Annotated in this window: 17 protein-coding genes; 10 read left to right on the top strand and 7 right to left on the bottom strand. The window is 62.9% G+C overall.

Annotated elements, in window-relative coordinates:
* Positions 1-1,410 (top strand): GMC family oxidoreductase (locus tag B8446_RS06970; RefSeq protein ID WP_048848640.1); only part of this gene is annotated, 1,410 nt, incomplete at its 5' end.
* 2 nt (positions 1,411-1,412) lie between these two features.
* Here B8446_RS06970 and B8446_RS06965 read toward each other — a convergent pair.
* On the bottom strand, positions 1,413-2,345 hold the full coding sequence (locus B8446_RS06965; protein WP_158507535.1) for a LysR family transcriptional regulator: 933 nt from the start codon (positions 2,343-2,345) through the stop codon (positions 1,413-1,415).
* Positions 2,346-2,646: 301 nt separating this feature from the next.
* On the opposite strand from B8446_RS06965, the gene B8446_RS06960 reads away from it, so the two are divergent.
* The 3 genes from B8446_RS06960 to B8446_RS06950 all read left to right on the top strand — a co-directional run bounded on the left by B8446_RS06960 (position 2,647) and on the right by B8446_RS06950 (position 6,131).
* A complete protein-coding gene (locus B8446_RS06960; RefSeq protein ID WP_199484062.1) occupies positions 2,647-3,909 on the top strand; it encodes an MFS transporter in 1,263 nt (420 codons plus the stop codon).
* On the top strand, positions 3,839-4,621 hold the full coding sequence (locus B8446_RS06955; RefSeq protein WP_084712149.1) for a D-lyxose/D-mannose family sugar isomerase: 783 nt from the start codon (positions 3,839-3,841) through the stop codon (positions 4,619-4,621). Before B8446_RS06960 ends, B8446_RS06955 begins: the two co-directional genes overlap by 71 nt.
* Before the next feature lie 79 nt (positions 4,622-4,700).
* On the top strand, positions 4,701-6,131 hold the full coding sequence (locus tag B8446_RS06950; RefSeq protein WP_241767677.1) for a carbohydrate porin: 1,431 nt from the start codon (positions 4,701-4,703) through the stop codon (positions 6,129-6,131).
* A 270-nt stretch (positions 6,132-6,401) separates the two neighbouring features.
* Here B8446_RS06950 and B8446_RS16705 read toward each other — a convergent pair whose 3' ends face one another.
* On the bottom strand, positions 6,402-7,805 hold the full coding sequence (locus B8446_RS16705; RefSeq protein ID WP_306301104.1) for a DUF47 family protein: 1,404 nt from the start codon (positions 7,803-7,805) through the stop codon (positions 6,402-6,404).
* Between the two features lie 563 nt (positions 7,806-8,368).
* Here B8446_RS16705 and B8446_RS06940 point away from each other — a divergent pair.
* Entirely contained in the window at positions 8,369-8,827 is a 459-nt protein-coding gene (locus B8446_RS06940; RefSeq protein ID WP_048848621.1) for a hypothetical protein, read from the top strand.
* A 54-nt stretch (positions 8,828-8,881) separates the two neighbouring features.
* Here B8446_RS06940 and B8446_RS06935 read toward each other — a convergent pair whose 3' ends face one another.
* The gene (locus B8446_RS06935) at positions 8,882-9,859 is read right to left on the bottom strand and encodes an SDR family NAD(P)-dependent oxidoreductase (protein WP_048848620.1); all 978 of its coding nucleotides are present in this window, start codon (positions 9,857-9,859) and stop codon (positions 8,882-8,884) included.
* A 129-nt stretch (positions 9,860-9,988) separates the two neighbouring features.
* Here B8446_RS06935 and B8446_RS06930 point away from each other — a divergent pair, with 129 nt between their 5' ends.
* Positions 9,989-10,564 carry a TetR/AcrR family transcriptional regulator gene (locus tag B8446_RS06930; protein ID WP_241767676.1) on the top strand — a complete coding sequence of 192 codons (576 nt, stop codon included), beginning with the start codon at positions 9,989-9,991 and terminating at the stop codon, positions 10,562-10,564.
* A 35-nt stretch (positions 10,565-10,599) separates the two neighbouring features.
* Here B8446_RS06930 and B8446_RS06925 read toward each other — a convergent pair whose 3' ends face one another.
* Both B8446_RS06925 and B8446_RS06920 read right to left on the bottom strand, forming a co-directional pair.
* A complete protein-coding gene (locus B8446_RS06925) occupies positions 10,600-11,676 on the bottom strand; it encodes an alpha/beta fold hydrolase (protein ID WP_158507534.1) in 1,077 nt (358 codons plus the stop codon).
* Positions 11,677-11,793: 117 nt separating this feature from the next.
* Positions 11,794-14,214 carry a mechanosensitive ion channel family protein gene (locus B8446_RS06920; RefSeq protein ID WP_084712153.1) on the bottom strand — a complete coding sequence of 807 codons (2,421 nt, stop codon included), beginning with the start codon at positions 14,212-14,214 and terminating at the stop codon, positions 11,794-11,796.
* A gap of 931 nt (positions 14,215-15,145) precedes the next feature.
* On the opposite strand from B8446_RS06920, the gene B8446_RS06915 reads away from it, so the two are divergent.
* Positions 15,146-16,357: a cupin domain-containing protein gene (locus B8446_RS06915; RefSeq protein WP_241767674.1), complete on the top strand. Its 1,212-nt coding sequence runs from the start codon at positions 15,146-15,148 to the stop codon at positions 16,355-16,357.
* Positions 16,358-16,378: 21 nt separating this feature from the next.
* On the opposite strand, the gene B8446_RS06910 is transcribed toward B8446_RS06915, so the two are convergent.
* Positions 16,379-17,014 carry a response regulator transcription factor gene (locus B8446_RS06910; RefSeq protein ID WP_048848617.1) on the bottom strand — a complete coding sequence of 212 codons (636 nt, stop codon included), beginning with the start codon at positions 17,012-17,014 and terminating at the stop codon, positions 16,379-16,381.
* The gene (locus B8446_RS06905; RefSeq protein ID WP_048848616.1) at positions 17,011-18,777 is read right to left on the bottom strand and encodes a PAS domain-containing sensor histidine kinase; all 1,767 of its coding nucleotides are present in this window, start codon (positions 18,775-18,777) and stop codon (positions 17,011-17,013) included. The genes B8446_RS06910 and B8446_RS06905 overlap by 4 nt, the downstream gene beginning before the upstream one ends.
* A gap of 121 nt (positions 18,778-18,898) precedes the next feature.
* On the opposite strand from B8446_RS06905, the gene B8446_RS06900 reads away from it, so the two are divergent.
* From B8446_RS06900 to fdhD, 3 genes are read left to right on the top strand one after another with little or no spacing between them, the layout of a single operon-like run.
* Positions 18,899-19,789 carry a formate/nitrite transporter family protein gene (locus B8446_RS06900; protein ID WP_199484061.1) on the top strand — a complete coding sequence of 297 codons (891 nt, stop codon included), beginning with the start codon at positions 18,899-18,901 and terminating at the stop codon, positions 19,787-19,789.
* 34 nt (positions 19,790-19,823) lie between these two features.
* Entirely contained in the window at positions 19,824-22,109 is a 2,286-nt protein-coding gene (locus B8446_RS06895; RefSeq protein ID WP_048848615.1) for an FdhF/YdeP family oxidoreductase, read from the top strand.
* The gene (gene fdhD, locus B8446_RS16015) at positions 22,106-22,921 is read left to right on the top strand and encodes a formate dehydrogenase accessory sulfurtransferase FdhD (protein ID WP_048848613.1); all 816 of its coding nucleotides are present in this window, start codon (positions 22,106-22,108) and stop codon (positions 22,919-22,921) included. Before B8446_RS06895 ends, fdhD begins: the two co-directional genes overlap by 4 nt.
* Positions 22,922-22,926 lie beyond the last annotated feature (5 nt).

The raw sequence follows: 22,926 nt of genomic DNA, 5'->3' as shown, positions 1-22,926 counted from the left end.
TCCTGTCACGCCACAGAATCAGCGTTCAGTGGAGCCGCTCTAGTCGATGGAGACAATCCGCTGAAGATGGGCAGCAACAACAGCGGCAAGGCCGTCGGCGGATCGACGGTGCACTACGCCATGGTCTCGCTGCGATTTCGCCCCGAATGGTTTCGATCGCGGTCCCTGCTGGGATATGGCGCAGTCTGGCCGCTCGACTGGCGCGAGATGTGGACCTACTACGCGCAGGCCGAGCAGGATCTCGCCATTGCGGGTCCGGTTTCCTATCCGTGGGGTCCGTCGCGGCCGCGCTATCCCTATCGCGCCCATGAAATCAATGGCGCGGCGGCCCTGCTGGCGCGCGGCGCGGAAGCCATGGGTTACAAATGGACCGAGACGCCGCTTGCGACGGTTTCCGCGCCACGCGGCGATTTCCCGTCCTGCGTCAATCGCGGTTTCTGTCGGGGTGGATGCTCTACGAATGCCAAGCAAAGCCAGCTTGTCACCTATATTCCACGCGCTTTGAAAGCGGGCGCCGAAATTCGCGACCTTGCCATGGTCGGACGGATCGAGGTCGACGACGCCGGAACGGCACGCGGCGTGCACTATCATCGCGAAGGCCAGTGGCATTTCCAGCGTGCGAAGCATGTAATTGTCGCAGGCTATGCAATCGAAACGCCGCGCCTGTTGCTCAACTCCGCAACGGACCGTTTTCGCGACGGCCTGTCCAACAGCTCCGGCCTGGTTGGACGCAACCTGATGGTGCAGTCCAATCAGGCGGTCTATGGCGTGATGGACGAGGCGGTACGCTGGAACAAGGGGCCTCCGTCGCTCACGATCACCGAGCACTGGAATTACGAAGACCGGAAAGACTTTTTCGGCGGATATTGCTGGATGGCGCAGGGGCCGCTTCCCCTCGAGTGGTCGGCTGCCATGTCGTCCTCGCGCAAGCTCTGGGGTGCCGGGCTGCGCGAGAAAATGGCGGATTACAACCATCAGGTCGGCCTGAAGATGGTTGGCGAGATGCTGCCGAGCCTCGACAACCGTGTGACGCTTGCAGACGAAAAAGATCAATACGGCCTGCCGATCTCACGCATCACCTACTCGTGGCAGGATAACGATCGCACGATGATCCAGCATGCATTGGGTGAGATGCAGCGCAGCCTGGAGTTGATCGGTGCGCGCGATGTCTGGCGTCAGGAAAATGACACCAATCATCTGGCCGGCACTGCCCGGATGGGTTTTAACCGCGACAGTTCCGTCGTCAACGCTGACTGCCGGAGCTGGGATATTCCCAATCTCTGGATATGCGACGGCTCGGTGTTTCCGACCACGGGCGGCGTCAATCCGTCCCTGACGATCACGGCCATCGCCCTGCGTACCGCCGATCGCATTCGCGCGCTTCATCGAAGCGGCGACATTTCCTTCTGACGCTACGGCGTCTCGGCCATGACCTCCGCTGCGGACAGCTCCGTTCGCGCGATAACGGCACCACGCGCCGTTGCCACGGAAACAGCCGTGATACTTGCGAGAAAATTATGGAGCAGCGGTGATGCCGGCTCAGCCCAGGCGGCACCGATGTCGGACTGATAAGAACCAAGATCAAGCGGAAGGCGGCAGATGCCGTCGCTGCCGGAGGACATGGCGCAGGCGGGCACGATTGCGGCTCCGAGCCCGACAGAGGCCATCTGCACGGCACTGGTGAACTCCCGGAAATATTTGATGCGGCCAGGCATCAGTCCATTTTGATGGCAGGCGGCCGAGAGCGCATCGTGAAAACCAGGTGCGTTTTCCCGGGCCAACATGAGAATTGTCTGGCCGCGCAGGGCTCTCGGTGTCAGATGCGTGCGGCTGGCCAGCGGATGGCCATGTGGCAGGCACACGTCGAACGCTTCTTGAGCGATCGTCCTGATCGTTATTCCGTCCTGGCTGATCGGCATCCGGACAAATCCGAGATCAAAGCGGCCTTCGGCGATGCCCTCGATCTGTTTGCATGAGTCGATGGCCGTCAGGCAGATCTCCACATCGGGCCAGCTATCTTCGAACAGACGAATGGCCCGTGCCAGAAACAGGTTGATTGCCGACGAAACCGCACCGATCCGCAGTGTTCCGACGAAGCCCGTCCCCACGTTTCGTGCACTCTCAACGCTGCGATCCAGACTGTTGAGAATTTCGCGGGAGTTTTTCAAAAAGTCACAGCCGGCAGCGGTAAGACGAACGTGATGTCGCGAGCGTTCCACAAGCTGGACGCCAACATGCTGCTCAAGCTGCTTGATATGGCCGCTCAGGGCAGGCTGAACGATGTTCAGACGCGCCGCTGCCCGACCGAAATGCAGAGTCTCCCCCAAAACACAGAATGACTTCAAGTGTTTGATATCCATATATGTTTTTCAGCCTCTCATAAAAATATCTCACACAGGCAGATCGTTTGTCTCATTCTAACGGCGTAAGTGATCCATATGGATCACGCGTCGGTGATCACACGGCATGATGAACAGGATCATGCATCACTATTGGACATCGTGCCCCGGCGGACGGACATCGCATTACGCACAGGTAATACGGCGAGCCTGAAACGGGCCGCCATTTGAGAGAAGGACCCTCGGTCCGATGTCCAGTCAGCTCATTTCACCGTCACGACGCGGGCCAAGCCGCTGGCTTCGCATCATGCCGATCGTTTTCATAACCTACAGCCTCGCCTATCTCGATCGGACGAATTACGGGTTTGGTGCGGCCGCGGGGCTGAATGAAAGCCTGGGCATATCGCCCAATCGCGCGGCTCTGCTTTCATCACTGTTCTTTCTTGGCTACTTCGCCTTCCAGGTGCCGGCTGCCTCCTATGCGCGGCGCCACAGCCCGACGAAAATGATCTTCGGCTGCATCCTGGGCTGGGGCGTGCTCGCATCCCTCACCGGCGTGATCAACAGCTTCTGGCTGCTGGCGGCTGACCGCTTCCTTCTCGGCAGCATGGAAAGCCTGATCGTCCCGGCGATGCTGATCCTGCTGACGCACTGGTTCTCGAAGGACGAACGATCACGAGCCAACACCTATCTCATTCTCGGCAACCCGGCGACGGTGCTGTGGATGTCGGTCATTACCGGCTACCTCATTGCGCAGTTCGGCTGGCGGGACGTGTTCATCATCGAGGGCCTGCCGTCTGTGCTCTGGGCGTTCGTCTGGCTCGCCACGATGTCCGATGGCCCGAAGCAGGCGCGTTGGCTGTCAGATGAGGACCGGGCCGAACTCGATGCGCTGCTGAACCGCGAGCAGCGTGACATCGCTCCGGCCAGCACCGGAATCTGGGCCACCCTTGCCGACCGGCGCGTCATGAGCCTGAGCCTGCAGCTCCTGCTGTGGAGTGTTACGGCATACGGCTTCATCATGTGGCTGCCGGACATCATTCACCACGGCGGCGCGCAGAGCATGGGTCATACCGGGCTTCTGGCAGCCGGTCCCTACGCCGGCTCGATCGTGCTGATGATCGCGGTCTCGATCATTTCCGACCGCTTTCACATCCGCAAGCACATCGTCTGGCCGCTCCTGCTGGCGTCCGCCCTGTTCTTCCTGATCAGCTTTCTGGTCGCGGGCCAGAGTTTTGCCGTCGCCTATGCCTGCATGGTGATCGGCTGCGCCTGCATGCAGGCCCCTCTTGGCCCCTTCTTCGCCATTCCCGCCGACATCCTGCCGCGCGAGACAGCCGGCGTCGCAATGGGAATCATCAACAGCGCCGGCGCGCTCGGCGGTTTCCTGGGCTCGTGGATCATCGGCTACATCCAGGCCCGGACCCATTCGCTGGGCGCGAGCTTCGCCGCGATGTCTTTGTTCATTTTCGCGGCCGCCGTTCTCATGGCGCTGTTCGATGGCCGCCCCTCGGGACATCGCCACAAGACGCGCGCCCTTCCGCCGGCGCATCCCGTCTCGCTGTCCTGACCCCTTATCTCAACAGGAGAGAGCCATGTTGCTCAAACGCTCACAGATCAATGCCAGCATCGAACTCGCCATGGCCACGTTCCGCGAACATGGAATCGGCCTGCCCGAGTTCGCGTTCTGGACCGCCGACGACTGGCGGACCAAAGGCCACGAGGCGGACGAAATCCGCGACTGCATGCTCGGATGGGATGTAACCGACTTCGGCCAGGGCGACTTCACGAAGATCGGCCGCACGCTGTTCACACTGCGCAACGGTTCCATGCGGCATCGCGGTTACGAGAAATCATATGCCGAGAAACTGATTCTCGATCCCGAGGGACAGCGCTCGCCCGCGCATTTCCACCGCACCAAAATGGAAGACATCATCGATCGCGCCGGCGGCAACATTCTGGTGCAGCTCCAGAAAGCCGGCGCGGACAACGACCGCTCCGACGAGCCGTTCACAATCAGGGTAGATGGCATTGCGCGGCGTCTGAATCCGGGTGACATCATTCGACTCAAGCCCGGCCAAAGTGTCTGCATCCCGCCGCGCACGATTCACCAGTTCTGGGGGGAGGATGGAACAGGGCTTACGGTCAGCGGCGAAGTATCGTCGCTCTGTGACGACCATGCAGACAATTGTTTCCTGGAACCTTCAGCACGCTTTCCCGAGATCGACGAGGACGAAGCGCGTCGTTATTTCCTCTGCAACGAATATCCTCAAGCTTCCTAGCGGATCTGCTTCCCGGTGCGCGCGACCTGCCGCGCGCATCTGCGGACCGAACGCTGGACCCAGCCTTTTCCGGACCAATATGCGCGCACCATTTCATTGCCCGTTGTCGAAGTTTGCCCGGCGCGCGTGGCTCGCGCCCGCTCTGGCCACCCTGCTCTCTCACGAAGCGCACGCACAGTACCGGGGCCCGATCGCCCAGACGGCGCCGTCATTCGCGCTCGATACGCCGACTTCGTATGAGAACACGCCGTTCACACCCCGCGTCGAGCACATGTTCAAGTCGTGGGGCGACCTCATCAAGAGCCTGAACGACAAAGGCGTGGGCATTGTCGTTGACTACACCAGCGAAAGTGCCATGGCGCTCGATGCGGGCAACCCGGGTGATACCGGCTATGCCCACCAGATCGGCGTCGAGCTTGATCTCGACTGGGACAAGCTGATCGGCTGGCGGGGTTTCGTGACCCATGCGGTTATCGTCAATCGTGCAGGCCACAACATGGCCGCCGATTTCGGCGACAAATCGCTCAACGGGTTCGAGGAGATCTATGGCGGCGGCGGCAACACCGCCGTCCACCTCGTATACGTGTATGGCACGCAGAACCTCTTTCACGACAAGCTCCAGATCGCCGTCGGCAAGATGCCGGTCAACATCGACTTTTCGGCGTCTCCGCTCTTCTGCACGTTCATGAACAAGTCGATGTGCGGAAATCCCAAATCGCTCACGCGCGGCGCGGCGGGCTTCGGGACCTATCCGGGGTCGACGTATGGCACCCGTGTCCGCTACTGGCCGACGCATGGAATCTATGCGCAAGCCGGTCTCTACGGGGTCAATCCGGACCTGAACACGAACAAGTACGATCGCACCGGGTTCAATTTCAATACGAACCTCTACACGGGCGTTTATGTCCCGGTGGAAATTGGCGTCATTCCTACATTCGGCCATAACCAGCTTGTCGGTCATTACAAGATCGGCATTGCCTACGATTCATCGAACTATGCCGACAACTATTACGATATCGACAATGCTCCGCTCGCTCTGACAAAGAAGGCGGCGCGGATGGACAACGGCAAGACGCAGCTCTGGGTCGAGGGCGACCAGATGCTGATCCGCAACGGTCATGGGCCTCTGAACGGACTCTACGTCATGACCGGCATCGTGCGGAACACGCCGGAAAGCAGCCCCTATCTCTATCAATATTATTTCGGTGTCGTGGACCGGGGATTCTGGCGCGCGCGCCCTCTCGATACGTTCGGCATCGAGGTTTCACGGGTGACGGCGAGCTCTGAACTCGTCAGCACACAATGGCTGGACTACGCGCGCGGCATCAAGCTGCCGGCAAACGCCACCTATCCGCAGAGCCATCTGAGCGTGCTGGAAGCGACATACAGCATCCACGTCCTGCCGGGGCTGACGATCCAGCCGGATTACCAGCGGATCATGCGCCCCAACCTTCAGCGCAACAAGCCAGCCATCGATGCAATCGGCCTGAAAGTCCATGCAGTCCTCTGAGCGAACTGCCTGCCCTCTTTCAGGAGAGAGAGAGAGAGAGAGAGCTATCTTTCAGAAATCCCGCGTGAAAGACGCGGCGGACGTGCGCGACCGGCCTTCCGCCTGATAACCCCCGCGTGTCGATTGCCCGGTGGCGGCTGTTGGCCGGATTATCGACAGCCAAGGCGCAGCGTCAGCGGCATGTGGCCGGTCAGGACCCTCTAAACGCGTGCCCACGTCGCGTCGTTGACGGCACCGATCGTCTGGCGCGCGCGCCGTCGATGGCGACCGTCAGCCGAAGATCAGGCGGGTGATCCAGTAGCACCCTGCCCCGACCGTTGCCGCTGCCGGCAATGTTACGCACCACGCGATCACGATCCGGCGCGCCACACCCCAGCGCACGGCCGAAATGCGGCGCGCGGCACCCACGCCCACGATGGCGCCGGTGATCGTATGCGTGGTGGATACGGGAATGCCGGCCCAGGTCGCTGTGAACAGAGCCGCCGCAGCGCCCGTCTCGGCACCGAAACCCTGCATCGGCGTCAGATGCGTGATGCTGGTGCCCATGGTGCGGACGATCTTCCAGCCGCCGCACAGCGTGCCCAGCGCCATGGCGGTCTGGCAGCTCAATACGACCCAGAGCGGCACATGAAACGGGCCGGACATCATGCCCCGCGCATAGAGCAGGACGGTGATGATCCCCATCGTCTTCTGGGCGTCATTGCCGCCATGCGCCAGACTGAGCAGCGCCGACGAGACAAACTGAAGCTTGCGAAACCGTCGGTCCGCCGTGAACGGCAGGGTCCGGACGCAAAGCCAGGACACGACCAGCACGAGCGCCATGGCCGCGATCACGCCCGCCAGGGGAGACAGGACGATCGCGGATGCGACGGTCGCAAAGCCACCCCAGATCACGGCCGAGAACCCGGCCTTGGCGATCCCCGCTCCGATCAGGCCGCCCACCAGTGCGTGGCTGGAGCTCGAGGGTATCCCCAGACGCCATGTCAGGATGTTCCAGAAGATCGCGCCGCCGAGGGCCGATGCGATCAGCAGGCTGTCGATCACGTCGACGATATCCTCGCAGCGGTCCACCACAGCTTCGACCAGATCATAGACCTTCTCGACGATGAGCTTGTCGCCTGCGGGAAGGTCGGACGCGAACAACGCTCGCAGGCCCCGGTCGAGCATGTCATCGGCTTCACTTTCGCATGCCCGCACAGCCACCGACATCTTTCCCAGCGCCTCGGCGTTGCGATCGATCGTCCGCAGGAGCGGCATTGCATCCGAAATCAGGGACGATGCCCGCTCCGAACACTCCGCCATCGCGCGCATCTCCGGCGTGAACGCAACCCCGTAGAGGGTCATCCGGCGGCAGGTGTCCTTCATCAGATCGATCGTATCATCGAGCGCCGTGATGAGATCCAGGATCTGGGACCGGTCGAACGGCGTGATGAACGTGCGATGGATGTCCAGAACCGTCTGCCGGGTGATGGCATCCGCCTCGTTTTCGAGACGGTTGATTTCGGCGATATGCCGCTGTCCCTGGCCGTCGTTCGACATCAGCCTGGAGAATTCGGTCGCCGCTGCGACGATCAGTTTCGCATGGGCGCAGAAATATTCGATGAACCTCTCGTCCTTGGGCATCAGCGATCGGTAGAGCCGCAGTGCTGCATTCGGTCGGGACGGTCTGGTCATCGAACTGGATCACTCACGTTGTGCCTGACTGGCCTCGCTCGAGCCCCGGAGACATGCCCCGAGGCCAAGAGAAGCGGCGCGCGTGCTATACGCGATCGGCGGCACCCTGTCATGCCACGCACAAGCCTCGCGCAAACGTCGCGTCTCGGCAACGTTTCCGGCGCACCGTTTTTCATCCGGACCACACGGCCGCATGCGTGACCGCCCCCTGATCCGGCCTCGGGAGCCCCTCGGAGCCAATACGTCGTCCGGCATCCCCCCCCCCCGACCGACACGCCCGGGACCGGGCTTTCGGAGGGTCTGCTTGCAAGTAGAGATTTCGACCGGCTTGCGCCGTACGACAGGGCGGCAGAGGTCAGAGCGACGATCATGGCGATGGTGATCACGGTCGCATGCCCCTCGTTCAGAAACCCGAAGGCACGCAAGGCATCCGAAACGGGCACATCGGGTCTTCGATCCAAATGCCGATCGACGCGTTGACGGAACAGGCGTGACGGTTCGGACCGCAGCGCCGCCCCTGCTCTTTCGCGCTTTTCCTGCGTGATGCTTCCCGGAGACATTTCGTGCCCCGTTCGCTTCTGACCCGCAGCCTGATCTCGGGCACCGTATCCGGCATCCTGACGAGTGCCGCCTTGCTCGGACTCGCGCGCATGCGCGGCATTCCGGTCTGGCGGTCGCTGAATTGTACCGCACACTGGCTCGACGGTCCGAAGACGGCCGAGAACGAGGCTCTCGAACTGCGCCAGACGGGCGTCGGCTTCGGCACCAATCATGCCGCCTGCATTTTCTGGGCCGGTTTCGTCGAAGCCGCTCTGGGAGGCGGCCGCGTTTCGTGGGCGCGCGCCGCAGCCACGGCCGCGACCGTGACCGTGATCGCCGTTCCAGCCGACTACATCGCAACGCCCAAGCGCTTCACTCCCGGATGGGAGCTTGTCTTCCGCGTGCGGGATATCGCAATCGTCTATGCGGCAATGGCGATCGGCCTGACACTGGGCGCGCGCCTGACGCATCGGGACGCATAGCGGCCACTTTGCAACCGATCCGAGCAGCAAGCCGCCACCCGGGTCGACGCGCGATCAGAACGTCTCGCCGACCATGCGCTCGCTCAGCGCCCAGAGCGCGTCCGCCCGCGCCGGATCAAGTGCATAGGCGCGCACGCCCTGGTTCATGAGGCCGAGCGGCTGGTCGTTCGACACTGTCGGGCTGACCTGACAATCCTCGCAGTAATGCGCGCCCACGGCATCTGCCTCCGCTACGACACCTGCCCAGACGGACGTCGCGGCCCCCTGTGGGATCGACTTGAACTGGAAGGGCGGCTGGCCTTTTTCCGCTGCCGTGCGATTGATGTCGGCCACCATGGCCTCGATCTGGCCAGGCTCCATATGACGGGCGAGTTCCGTCATGATGCCGCCGGGATGGACCGCCGTCGCCCGGACGCCACGTGCGCGATGGCGCGCATCGAAGGCGACCGCGAACAGGATGTTGGCCGTCTTCGACCGGCCATAGGCCACAAACGGCGTATACTCGGTGTGTTCGAAGTTCGGATCGTCGAGATCGACGTCCGCGAACCGATGTCCCGACGAGGCGAGGCTCACCAACCGCGCGCCATCGCGCATCAGCGGCGCGATTCGGTTGACCAGCACGAAATGACCCAGGTGATTCGTCCCGAACTGGGTCTCGAAACCGTCCGCCGTGTGTCCGAACGGTGTCGCCATGACGCCGGCATTGGCGATGACGAGATCGAACGGCGCCCCACGAGCATTCAGGGTATCGGCGCAGGCGCGCACGCTGGCGAGATTGGCAAGATCAAGTTCGACCAGTTCGAAGGAGCCACCGCCTGCGGCGGCATCCGCACGCACCTGCGCGGTCGCCGCCTCCGCCTTGCGAAGATCACGCGCGGCGCCCACGACTTGGGCGCCATGGGCTGCCAGTGCGCGTGCGGTCTCAATACCGAGCCCCGCAGAGACACCCGTGACGAGCGCGCGTTTGCCTTTCAGGGACACGCCGCTCAGGACATCCTCGGTGGTCGATTGTGCGCCAAAGGAGTTGGACATGATGGCTTCTTTCCGGGCAATGGATCAGGGTGCGCACCGTCGGCCGACAATGCGCGAAATAAGAGGAAACATGCTCCGCTTTGATATATGCGGAGAGAGTTTCCGTTTAACAAGAGGGGAGCTGTCGTTTTGGAGGACAAGCCGGCGCGCCGTCGTCCGCGCAGTGACGGACAACGCAACCGCGCCGTCCTGATCGAGACCGCCAAGGCGGCCTTCACGGAAGGCAATATCGACATCCGGATGGATGAGGTCGCCCGCCGGGCTGGCGTCGGCATCGGCACATTGTACCGGCATTTCCCCAATCGCGATGCCCTGATCGAGGCGGTCTATCGAACGGAACTCGGTCGGCTCGCCGATGCGGCAGGCACCCTGCCGGCCGCGCATGCGCCGTTGGAGGCGCTGCGGGCCTGGCTGTATCTGTTCATCGACTATATGGAAGCGAAGCAGATCATAGCGCCTGCACTCGGCACGCTCGTCGGAGACCCGTGCGCGCTCTATGCACGCTCGGCGACATCGATCCAGGAAGCCGTCGCCGGCCTGGCCCATCGCGCGATCCAGTCGGGCGATATAAGGCCCGACCTCGACCCGATGGATCTTCTGCGCGCGATCGCCGGCGTCTGCACAATGTCCACAGGTGCCAGCTGGGCAACCGGCGCCCGGCGCGTGGCGGACGTCCTTCTGAAAGGCGCGCGCCCCGAGGTGTGACACTCATCGGGCGTGACGTTCAACGGGCACGACGCTTAACGGGCGGGCCAGTCCGGCACGGTCTGGAGGAACTGCTCCATTGCCGGCGCCCACATTTCCGGATGCATCATCGTCATGTGACCGTAAAGCTTCGATGCGTCGCGGATCATGAATTCATGCACGTTCGGCTGTGAAGGCAGGTGCAGGAGTTCGGGCGGGTTGAGCATGTCGTCGGCAATATTGATGGACAGGAACGGCGCCGTGATCCGCCCGAGATCCGGGGCCGGATCGTAGTCGTCCGAACTCTGGAACTGACGCAGGATGTCGCAGGCATTCAGGTTCCGGGCCTGTTTCGCCACCATCGCGTCCTCGAACGGGCCTGCCGCCTTGCGGTCCGGGATGGCCGCCTCAAGCCTCTGCACATCGCCGGTCATCAGCGCGAAAAGCGGCGATGCCGTGTAGGTCCACAGATGCGGCGGTCGCGCTGAATCCGGATGGCCGTCGTGCCAGTCGGGATCATGGGTGATCGCCTCCATGATCATCTGCCGCCAGAGCATGTTGCGCCCGCTGACCGCTGCGGGCGTCGATGACACCGCGATCAGGGCATCGCTGTCGGTCGGATAACGTTCGGCCCATTGCCAGACCTGCATGCCGCCCATCGATGTTCCGATGACGAGCCGCTCATGCGTGACACCCAGCCTGGCGAGCATGATCCGATCGAGTGCGAGCTGATCGAGATAGCCATAGCGCGGGAACGAATCACAGGCACCCTCGGACGGTCTGGACGAATCCCCTGCCCCGAGCCCGTCAGGACTGATGATGTAGAAACGGCGCGCATCGAGCGGTTTGCCGGGCGCATAGAGGTTGGAAAGATCGGGCGGCGACAGCGGTTCGCGGGCGGTTCCGATCGTGCCATGCTGGACCAGCACGGCATTCGTGATGTGTCCCTGCGGGTCGCGCACCGGTGTACCGAGCGTGAGATAATGCAGATGGACGGGACGCAGCGTCTCGCCATCCTCCAGTGCGTAGCGATCGAGCGTGACCGTGCCGGAACCCGGCGTGGACAATGTCCCTGCAAATCCCGGCATGCACGCCAGACCGACAAGTATCGCTGTGATCGCTGCGGCTTTCATCGCTCGCTCCCCCTGCTCCATCTCTGGATCATCGCAGGGAACGACGACATGTTTCGTCGTGATCGAGGTGTGAACGCCCCGCGCGCAGGGATAGTCTCCTGCGCGCGGGGCCATGGATCAGCCGGCGGGCGCCGCTGACGCTTCTCCAGGGTCCTGATCGGGCGCCTTCGGATGTGCGTCTGCGGGGGCGCCGGGCTGTTCGCCCAGGACGTGCATCGGAACGCCGGGCGGCGTCGTATAATACGATGTCGGCGTATAGAACTTGACGCTGGCGGCCGCGAAACGATTGGCGACCCGGCGATAGAACTCGCGCTTGACCTTCCATTTCATCATGGGGGCCGTGCGAATGGCGCCGAGAAGCGTGGCTCCGCCGCTGTCGCTCTGATCGACGCCAAGGTCGTTGAAGTCGGAATAGATCATGGGCTCGAAGATCGGGTCTTCGCGCATTTCCTTGACCACACCCGCCATGATCGCCACGACCCGCGGCAGGTTCTCGGAGAGATCGACCTGCTGGCGCACGACGATCTGGTTGTAGCCGCGCGCCGTGTTGGCGATCGAGGACACGGACGAAAACGGGATGATGTGCAGGTCCCCATCGATATCGCGCACCTTCACCGTGCGGATCGACAGGTTCTCGACCGTGCCCGAGACACCGCCCGTCGTCACCCAGTCGCCAACCTGAATGGCGTCTTCCACCAGCATGAAGAAGCCGGTGATGAAGTCCTTGACCAGACTTTGCGAGCCGAAGGCGATGGCCGCCCCCAGGATCCCGGCGCCTGTCAGCACCGGCGTCACATTGATACCGATCTGCGAAAGCGTCGTCACGGTGACGATGATGACGATCACTGCAAGCAGGACCGTGCGCATGATCGGCATCACCGTGCGAAGACGCGTGGCGCGCGTTGCCTGGTTCGAGCTTTCAAAGCGGTTCAACTGCCGATTGAGCAATACATTGACGATCTCCCAGACCGCCACCGCGACCGTGACGGCCACGATCATGGTAATCGCAGCGCCGAGGAGACGGCTGCCGAACGTATTGCGCAGGAAGAACTCGACCGTATGCAGGCCCCAGGCCTCCGTGATCGCGACGATCGTCAGGAAGATGAGGCTTCCCGTCAGCGCCGCGCGCGCGAAGGGATAATAGCGATCGGCACGCTGCTGAAGCTCCGGCATCCGGGCCGCCAGGGCCGGATTGACGCGGAAGAAATGGTCCTGCCATCCATACAGCAGGACGGCCAGAACACGCGAGACGACCAGAATGCCGATCGTGATGCCCGTCGTGCGCCAGATCCACATGTAGCCGCCCCGGAGCTGCGCTGCCCACACGAACCAGAGCGAAATGTCGAGAAAGATCGCGGGGATCCACCACAGCCGCGCTGCCGTGCCGATGAAATTCCAGATCGAGTGCGCACCGGCCGAGGACGGCTGGAGCGCGCTCGCCACGATATGCCGGATACGCCAGATGAAGGCCGCGATCATGATGTGCTCGGCCAGCACGATGGCGCGGATCATCGCTTCCGTGCCTCGCGGAGAGAGTTCGAAGACCTCGCCCAGCATCGACAGGCAGACCACGACGGCCGGGGCCGCGACCAGCACGTTCCACCACCGTGTGACCAGATGCGCCGTGGCGTTGCCTGCGGGTATCAGGCGAATGGTCGGGGATCGCGGCGCAAGACCGGTCTCGACGAAGAGATAGAGCATGCGCGCAACGGCGTAGGACTCAGCAAGGATCAACGTGACCGTGGTGCCGCGCGCGCTCCACGAAATCAGCCATGTCGCCGCACAGACGATGCCCAGAAACGCGGCAACCGGCAGGATCTTGAGCAGGAAATGGCCGAACGCATAGGGAATGCGGGCCAGAAACCGTAGCGTCTCGACCTGTCGGCGCTGATCGTCCGCGCGGATCTGGCGGGAATCATCGCCGCCAGAGGCCGCATTCACTGTCGCGTCGGTCTTGCGTTCCCGCCGGATCTCGCGGGCCTGCGCGCGCTGGGTCAGGCGCACGAGCGGCCCACGCAGGGCGAACACCAGACCGTATTCGACAATGAGCGCGACAAGGATGATCGCGAAGGCGCCCGTAAATGCCTCGAAAATCATGTGGCGCGCGGTCGGGTCGGCGATCTGCACGCGCGCCCAGCGCAGGACGATAGCCAGATTGGCGAATATGCCGAGAAAGTTCTGGGCATAAACCACCGCCTGATGGCGCAGGCTCGTCAGCCCGAGATCCAGGACAGGCTCGATCTTCTGCGTCGCGGCCGAGGGTGTGGTGGTTGTGGCGGGCAAGCCCCGCGTCATCAGGGTCAGCGTATGGACGAAGGCATCGCGCTGCTTGGGATCGTTGAGCACGTCGAGAAGCTGCTGGGCTTCCTGACGGGACAATGGGGCAGAAGGCGTGGCAGATGTTGCAGGTGCTGCTTGCGCGGATACGGCAATACCGCACTGAAATGAAACGACGATGAAAGCCGCGAGAAAGAAAAATGCGAGACGACCGACAAATGACCTGCTTCGGATACAATGAATACCAGGCTCTTCAATCATCAATCCCGCTTCCCCGCGTTCGGTCATCTATTGCAACATAGGCGCCCCGCGACACCGTCTCCCGGCAAATACGCATGGACTTCACCCGGAAGCGCCAATGCTTTGACCGTATCACCCTTGCCGCCCAGCGAACACCGGACGACGCCGCAGGTCTGCCTCCCTTGCCGGGAAATGGGTCGGAAAGCGGTTTCAACGTTGGCTGCCGCACGTCATGGGCGATGACGTCGACGCGTTACACAAACGCCACGCGTTCCTTGTGCGCCCGCGCTTTATTGGTGGGCATGGAGCAAAAGAAGATGTGAAACCTGTCGCATGGCAAGGACATTGCAGCCCGCGCATTCATTGGCTGGCACATCGAAGGCGGTAACGCGGTTCAGCAGGGGGGCGCCAATGGAAAACGCCGCGCACCGATGGTCAAGAATTCCGCCTCGCAAGGCGCTGGACAAGTGGGTTGATGCGGTCGCTGTCGCCTGATCGGTGCCTTCATCAATCCGTTGGCAATGCCTCATGATCCAGCATTGCATCAAGCCAGATATTCAGCAGCGGAAGGCCTGACCTCGGATCGGGCAGCGGCCCGGCTAGAACCAGAGCCACCGCCGCTTCGATGCCACCTCGTGACGGTTGCGAGCACTGGTCCCGGTTAGCGTGCGCACCACGGATACGGACGGTGGCTCACCAGATGCCGTCGGTTAACGACGATCTCCCCGGTTCGTGTGGTCCGGATATCCGGATTGCCATCGGCCACACGTCATCGCGCGAAAAGCGGGGCACTCCGTCCGGCACGATCGTTTCCCGTCGAAGCCCTTCAGCCAGCCGTCTGCCCTATCCAAAAGTATGATAGCCGCATGACGCCGGGAGGTTCAGGAGACATCCGTTGTGACAATGTCCTTCACGGAGAGAGCTTATGGATCCGATGCAACGGCGCGGTTTCTTGTCTGCGGCGAGCCTTGTCGGGCTGGCGGGTGCGGCGCATGCCGCGACCTTCGGTAACCCCGATCGCCCCCCCGAGGGGGCAGTCAACGCGCGCAACGCGTCGAGCCTGTCCGACCCCGGTCCGAAGAACCCGGCCCTCGCATCGCAGTTTCCGGATTTCCAGAATCCTCCGGCGACTGACATCAACGGCATGGCGCTGTTCTGGGCCTCGTTCAACAACGCACACAAGCGCATTCAGAATGGCGGCTGGGCGCGCGAGGTCACCCAGGACGATTTTGCCATCTCCGAGGATATCTCGGGCGTGAACATGCGCCTGAGTGCTGGCGGCGTCCGTGAAATGCACTGGCATCAGCAGGCCGAATGGGCGCTCATGATCACCGGCAACTGCCGGATCACGACGCTCGACGAGCAGGGCCGTCCGACCGTGGAAGACGTTCAGGCCGGTGATCTGTGGTATTTCCCCCCCGGCCTGCCCCATTCCCTCCAGGGTCTCGGACCCGACGGCGCGGAATTCATTCTGGCGTTCGACAACGGCCGCTCGTCCGAATTCAATACGCTGCTCGTGACCGACTGGCTCGCGCATACGCCGCCTGAGGTTCTGGAGAAGAATTTCGGTGTTCCGGCAGATTCGTTCAAGAACATCCCGCTGGACAACCTCTGGATCTTCCAGGGTGACATCCCGCCTGCTCTCTCCGCCGACCAGCAGGCCGCCCGTGTCGTGCCGGGCGCGGAAAAAGTGATTTTCCGCCTGTCGCGCTCGAAGCCCGTACGTTCGACGAAGGGCGGCACGGTTCACGTGGCCGACAGCTCGAACTTCCCGATTTCGAAGACGGTCGCGGCAGCGCTCGAGACCATTCATCCGGGCGGTTTGCGCGAGATGCACTGGCATCCGAATGCCGACGAATGGGCAATGGTGCTGAAAGGTCAGGGACGCGTGACGGTCTTCAATACCGGGCCGAAGGCGACGACGGCCGACTTCAAGGCAGGCGATGTCTGGTACATCAAGAAAAGCCTCGGCCATTACGTCGAGAATACCGGCAATGAAGACATGCAGGTGATTACGGTCTTCAAGTCAGACCGCTTCGCCGAAATCTCCCTCAACCAGTGGCTGACGCATATTCCGCCGGAAATGGTGCGCCAGACCCTCAATCTCGATCCATCCGTCATCGCGAAATTCCGGACCGATCAGCCGGAATTCATGCCGGCCTGATATTGGCTCCCGCCTGGACGATCAGTCCGCGCCGTATCGGCTGATGCCGGTCGCGCGGACACCGAGCCGCTCGAGCATGCGCACCAGATCCGCAAGCGACTGCGCCTCCATCTTGCGCATGGCCTGCCCCCGGTGGATCTTGACCGTGACAAGTTCCAGGCCGAGGCGTCCTGCGATCTGCTTGTTCATCAACCCTGCCACCACCAGCCCGGCGACCTCGCGCTCGCGCGGCGTCAGCAGCGCGTAGCGTCCCTGAAGCGCCGTCCGTTCGGCCGAAGCGGCCAGCCGGGCGCAGTCTCGCGCCAGTGCCCGGTCGATCGCCCCCAGAAGCGCGTCATCGGGAAACGGCTTGCTGAGAAAATCGATGGCGCCGGCCTTCATCCCCCGCACGGCCATCGGCACGTCGCCATGCCCGGTCATCACGATGACCGGGACGTCGATCCCCCTGCCGGGCAGTGCTGCCTGCACGTCCAGCCCGTCGACATCGCCCAGTCTGACATCCAGAAGCAGGCAGCAGTTCCGGGCCTCGTCATAAGCATCCAGAAATGCCTCGTGCGTGTCATGCAGCATGACCTCGAACGCCTCCGCGCGCAGGAGGCTGTCCAAGGCATCCCGAACATCCGCGTCATCGTCGAGAATATGCACGCGCGCCGTCATGAGCGGGGCCAGACAAGGCTGACGCGCGCACCGCCCTCGTCACGATTGTCGATCGCTATCTGCCCGCCATGCGCCACCATGATGGAACGGCTCAGGGACAGGCCGATCCCGACGCCGCCGGGCCGCGCGCTGATGAACGGCGCGAACATCTGCGCGCGGGTGTCAGGATCGAATCCCGGCCCCGTGTCGTCGATGATCAGAACGATTCCGTCGTCTCCCCTCGTCTGCAACGTCAGCGCCAGTTCGCGGTCCGGCGCGGCAGTCATGGCCTGCACGGCGTTGAGCATGACGTTCACCAGAACCTGCTGCATCTGGACGCGGTCCGCCATGATTGCCGCATGCCCGAGTGCTATGTCAGTGCGAACGCGTATGACATTGCGGCGCAGTTCGCCCGACAGCATTTCCAAAGCTTCCTGCACCAGATCACCTGGATCGAGCACCGTCATCATCGGCGGTTCGTTTCGGCTCATGGCACGCACACGGGCGATGACCTCTCCTGCACGCTCCCCGGTCCTGACGATCCGGTCCAGACAATGCGCGACTTCGCCGAGATCGGCCGGGGTTCGGGCCAGCCAGCGCTGGCCCGAACGGGCAAACGTCACGGCGGCCTGAAGCGGCTGATTGATTTCATGCGCGATGGTCGCCGTCATCTGGCCGAGCGCGGAAATCCGCGCGGCATGGGCGAGATCGGTCTGCATCCGCTCGATACGTTGCAGCGCACGCGTGCGTTCCGTCACATCGAGCGCCGTGATCAGCAGGACGCCCGCCTCGGCTCCGGCACTCAGTGTCAGGATGACGTCACGCCAGTCGTCATTGCATGTGCACAGATGCGCCGGCAGCTCCACCGTCTCGCCACCGGCGGATACGCGAAGGCGGGCCTGGCTCAGGGCCACCCGGTCGTCGAGTGACAGGTGCCCTGCCAGATCCATGCCGGCCAGGGTCGCGACATCGCCTGCATCCAGCAGGCGGGCGGCGGCACCATTGGCTTCGCGGATGAAGATCGTGGCGTAATCATCGGCCACGACCTCGAAAATAGCCACGCCCGCGCCTGCGAAGATCGCGGCATATCGCTTCTCCGAACGCGCGCGGGCCTGCTGGGCACGGCGTTGTTCGGTCAGATCCGCGCTGATCTCGATGATGCCGGCCGACCGCCCGTCCTCGTCCACGCGGCCCAGCCATCGACTGGACAGCACGATCGGACGACCGTCCCGACGGATGCGTGTGATCTCCCCCGACCAGCGCTCTCCCGGCAGAAGTGACGGCGGGTCACCGCCTGCCCGATAATCGGTCTGCAACAGAGCCCGCTCGCGCTGCCCGATCGCGTCGGCGCGAGTCCATCCGTAAAGGCGTGCAGCACCCTCGTTCCAGTCGAGGATCACACCATTATGATCGCGAATGATCACGGTATCGTGCATGATGGCGAGCCATGTCGCCTGCTCCGACAACGCCGCCCGCGCAAGCCGCGCCCGACGCGACATCGTCGTCGCGACGCCGATCGCGACCAGACTGACGGCCAGCCGGATATCCGCGCCCCCGAAGGCTTCTCCATGGTGCTTGATCACGAACGACGCGATCGACAGCCCTGCGCAGATGGCGCCCGTCATGAGGATCGTGCGGCTGCCACAGGCATCCGCGATCACGAGAACCACCAGCACGTAAAGCACGGCGACCGCATCGTGCAGCGGTGTCACGGTGTTCACCACCAGGATCACGGCGCCCAGACACAGTGCCGTGGCCGCCCTGAATGCCCCCGTCCGATCCATGTCGCGCAACCCCTTCGAAGGTGGCGATAACCCATTGCAGGCCATACAGGATCTTCCTTTTCCCGGCATCCTCATACCTTGGTACAGGATCGGTTTCCCTGCTCTTGTCAGGTGACGGGGCTTGCCGGATAAGTCGAACAATCCGACACAATTCTCGTGCCGGAGCGATCGTCCCGGGAGTGTCTTCGTGTCGGATTACGTCAAGCCGGCCACCATCGTCAGCAACATGATCGACGCCTCCGCCCTCAAGGCGGCCCTGCCCGCGCGGGACGTTCTGATCCGGGCCATGCTGGCCGGTGCCTATCTCGCCTTCGTCACCACCATGGCGTTTCTCGTCGCTGCCCAGACGGGACAGTTCATTGCCGGCGCCGTGCTGTTCCCCGCGGGTTTTGCCCTCATCATCCTTCTGGGCATGGAGCTGCTGACCGGCAATTTCGGCATGATGCCGCTGGGCGCGCTGGCCGGGCGGATCAGTGCGGGTGCCGTGTTCCGGAACTGGGGACTGGTCTTTGTCGGCAACCTGATCGGCAGCCTGATCTATGCGGTCCTGTTCTGGATCGCGATTACCGATTGCGGCCATGCAGCAGGCGGCCCGCTGGCCGACAAGCTGCGTGCCCTCGCTGTCTCGAAAACGACCGCCTATGAGGCGTTCGGCGCGGCAGGCATGCTGACGGTGTTCGTCAAGGCCATCCTGTGCAACTGGATGGTAGCACTCGGCTCCGTCGTAGGGCTGGCATCGACCTCAACCATCGGCAAGATCGCCGGATGCTGGTTGCCGATCATGATCTTCGTCAGCCAGGGGTATGAACACAGCGTCGTGAACATGTTCGCGATTCCGGCCGGAATGATGCTCGGCGCGCATGTCAGCCTTGCGGACTGGTGGCTCTGGAACGAAATCCCGGTGACGCTGGGGAACCTCGTTGGCGGTTTTGTCTTCACCGGGGGCGCACTCTACGCCACATACCGCAGTGCACCGATCTCGAATCAGGACCCCGCAGCACGCGCGGCCTGATCCGGAACGCGCAAGAACGAAAAGGCACGCCATCATGGCCGAAGAGACGCCGCGCTACGAAACCTATACCCACCCCGCCGGCGGCTGGGGCGCCGCGAAGGCGACCGCCAAGGTGCTGCTTGAGCAGAGCGTGGTCGGCAAGGGATCGCGCGCCCTCCTCTCGATGAACAAGCCGGGCGGCTTCAAATGCCCGAGCTGTGCCTTCCCGGATCCCGATCGGGAAAAGACGCTCGAATTCTGCGAGAACGGCGCCAAGGCGCTGGCCGTCGAAGCGACGAAGAAACGCGTGACCCGGGAGTTCTTCGCAACGCACACCGTGTCTTCACTGTCCGAACAGAGCGACTACTGGCTCGAGGAACAGGGCCGCCTGACCGAGCCGATGCGTTATGATGCGGCAACCGATCACTACGTGCCGATTTCCTGGGACGATGCCTACGAGACGATCGGCCGGCATCTGCGTGCGCTCGACGATCCGAACAGGGCCGAATTCTATACGTCCGGACGCACGTCCAACGAGGCCGCGTTCCTTTATTCGATCTTCGTGCGCGCCTATGGCACGAACAATTTTCCCGATTGCTCGAACATGTGTCACGAGCCGACCAGCCGCGGGCTGCCCGCCTCTGTCGGCATGGGCAAGGGCACGATCGTCATGTCCGATTTCGACCATGCGGAGGCGATCTTCGTCATCGGTCAGAACACGGGCACCAACTCGCCGCGGATGATGTCCAATCTGGTGCACGCGCGGAAGAAAGGCGTGCCGATCGTCGTCGTCAATCCGATGCCCGAGCGGGCGCTGATCCGGTTCACCGAGCCGCAGGACCCGATCCAGATGGCGACCTTCGGCTCGACCGCGATCGCGAGCGAGTTCGTGCATATCCGGATCGGTGGTGACCTCGCCTTCATCAAGGGCGTGATGAAGGTCCTGTTCGAACGTCAGGACGCAGGCGAGGCGATTCTCGATCACGAGTTCATCGCCCAGCATACCTCGGGCTTCGATGCCGTTCGCGCGGACGTCGTGAGCCAGGACTGGGCCGAGATCACACGGATTTCGGGGATCGGCGAAGAACAGATCCGCCGCGTCGCCGATATCTACGCACGATCCAGGGCGACGATCGTCTGCTACGGCATGGGCATCACCCAGCACCAGCAGGGCGCGCGCATGATCCAGCAGCTCGCGAACTTCCTGATGCTGAAGGGGAATTTCGGCAAGCAAGGTGCGGGTATCGCGCCGATCCGCGGCCATTCCAATGTGCAGGGCGATCGCACGGTCGGCATCGACGAAAAACCGACGGCCGCCTATCTCGACCAGGTGCGCGATGTCTTCGGCTTCGAGCCGCCGCGCGAGCATGGCCATCACGCGATCGAAGCCTTGCAAGCCATGATCGATGGTCACGCCAAGGTGTTCATCGGCTTGGGCGGAAATTTCGTGCGTGCCATTTCCGAGACCGAGCTTGCCTATGAGGCGATGCGGCGTCTCGATCTGACGGTCGGCATCGCGACGAAGCTCAATCGCGGCCATGTCGTGCATGGACGCGAAGCCCTGATCCTGCCTGTCATCGCGCGGTCGGAAATCGACCGCCAGAAATCCGGCGAGCAGTTCATCACGATTGAGGATGCCATGTCGAACGTGACGGCATCCAAGGGCATTCTGGCGCCCGCGAGCGACGATCTGCGTTCGGAGATCGAAATCGTCTGCCGCATCGCACGGGCCTCGCTGCCCGACAGCACCATCCCCTGGGAAGACTACATCGGCGATTACGGGCTGATCCGCGATCGGATCGCGGACGTCTATCCGGGGATCTACAAGGATTTCGCGGAGAAGATCAAAGATCCGAAAGGCTTCCACCTCGATGTGCCGCCGCGCAGGCGCGAGTGGCGCACGCCGAACGGCAAGGCGAATTTCCTGCTGTTCCAGGGGCTCCTCGTCGACGATGACGTAACGGAACCGGGCATGTTCCGGCTGTCCACCATCCGGTCCCACGACCAGTTCAACACGACGATCTACAGCAACAGCGATCGTTATCGCGGCGTGTACAACGACCGCATGGTGCTGTTCATGAATGCGTCGGAGCGTGCGGAACGCGGGCTTGCGGAAAAGGAGGTCATCTCGCTGGAGACGATCTCCGAGGATGGCATTTCCCGACGTGTGGATGGCCTGACCGTCATCGACTATCCGATGCCCCGCGGCGCGCTCGCGGGATACTATCCTGAACTCAATCCCTTGCTCCCGCTCGGGCATTTCGACGAGATCAGCGGAACACCGGCAGCCAAGTCCATTCCGGTTCGTATCGTGGCAAAGGCCGCTGCCGAGGTCGCATGACGGCTCCGGCAGCGTTCACCGCCGTCCCCTGCACGCGCATCCGCACCGGATGCCCGGCAGAGGCGGCGACGCGGGATATCGCTGAAGAAATTCCGGTCAATATCGTCTTCAACGAACTCTATCCCTACGCCGTCATGATGGCGTCCCCATGCGATCTTGAAGATTTTGCACGTGGTTTTGCCCTGACCGAGCGGATCGTCATGACGCCGGACAGCATTCGGGACGTATCGGTTCGGCCGGCAGAGGACGGGGTCGAGCTTCACGTCCGTATCGACGGTGCCGATCTGAGCCGCCTGATGCAGCGCGGCCGACGGGCCATGACGGGCCGTACCGGCTGCGGCATCTGTGGCGTGGACCGGATCGAGGCGCGGGAACACGCCCTGCCGCAGGTTGCGGCCGATGTGCGCGTGAGGCTTGGAGCCGTGCGGCGCGCACTGGATGACCTGGCAGAGCATCAGTCCCTGAATGCCCGCACCCATATGGTCCACGCGGCCGCATGGGCTAGTCAGATGGGGCGGATCGAGCTTGTGCGGGAAGACGTCGGGCGACACAACGCGCTCGACAAGCTGATCGGCGCGCGGTTACGAACCGGCGCCGGTTTCACGGACGGCTTCTGCGTGCTGACGAGCCGCTATTCGTTCGAGATGGCCGAAAAAACCGCCATCGCGGGCATGGCGGTTGTCGTCGCCATTTCGGCACCGACAGCGCGCGCACTGCGTGTCGCGGCGGAAACCGGACAGACGGTCCTGGCGATCGCACGGCCCGATGGACAGGTCCTATTCGGCGGCGCCGAACGGATCGTCATGGATTGAGAGGA

Source organism: Tanticharoenia sakaeratensis NBRC 103193, from assembly GCF_000963885.1.
GTDB classification, from domain to species: Bacteria; Pseudomonadota; Alphaproteobacteria; order Acetobacterales; family Acetobacteraceae; genus Tanticharoenia; species Tanticharoenia sakaeratensis.
This window is presented reverse-complemented; position numbering and strand designations above follow the sequence as displayed.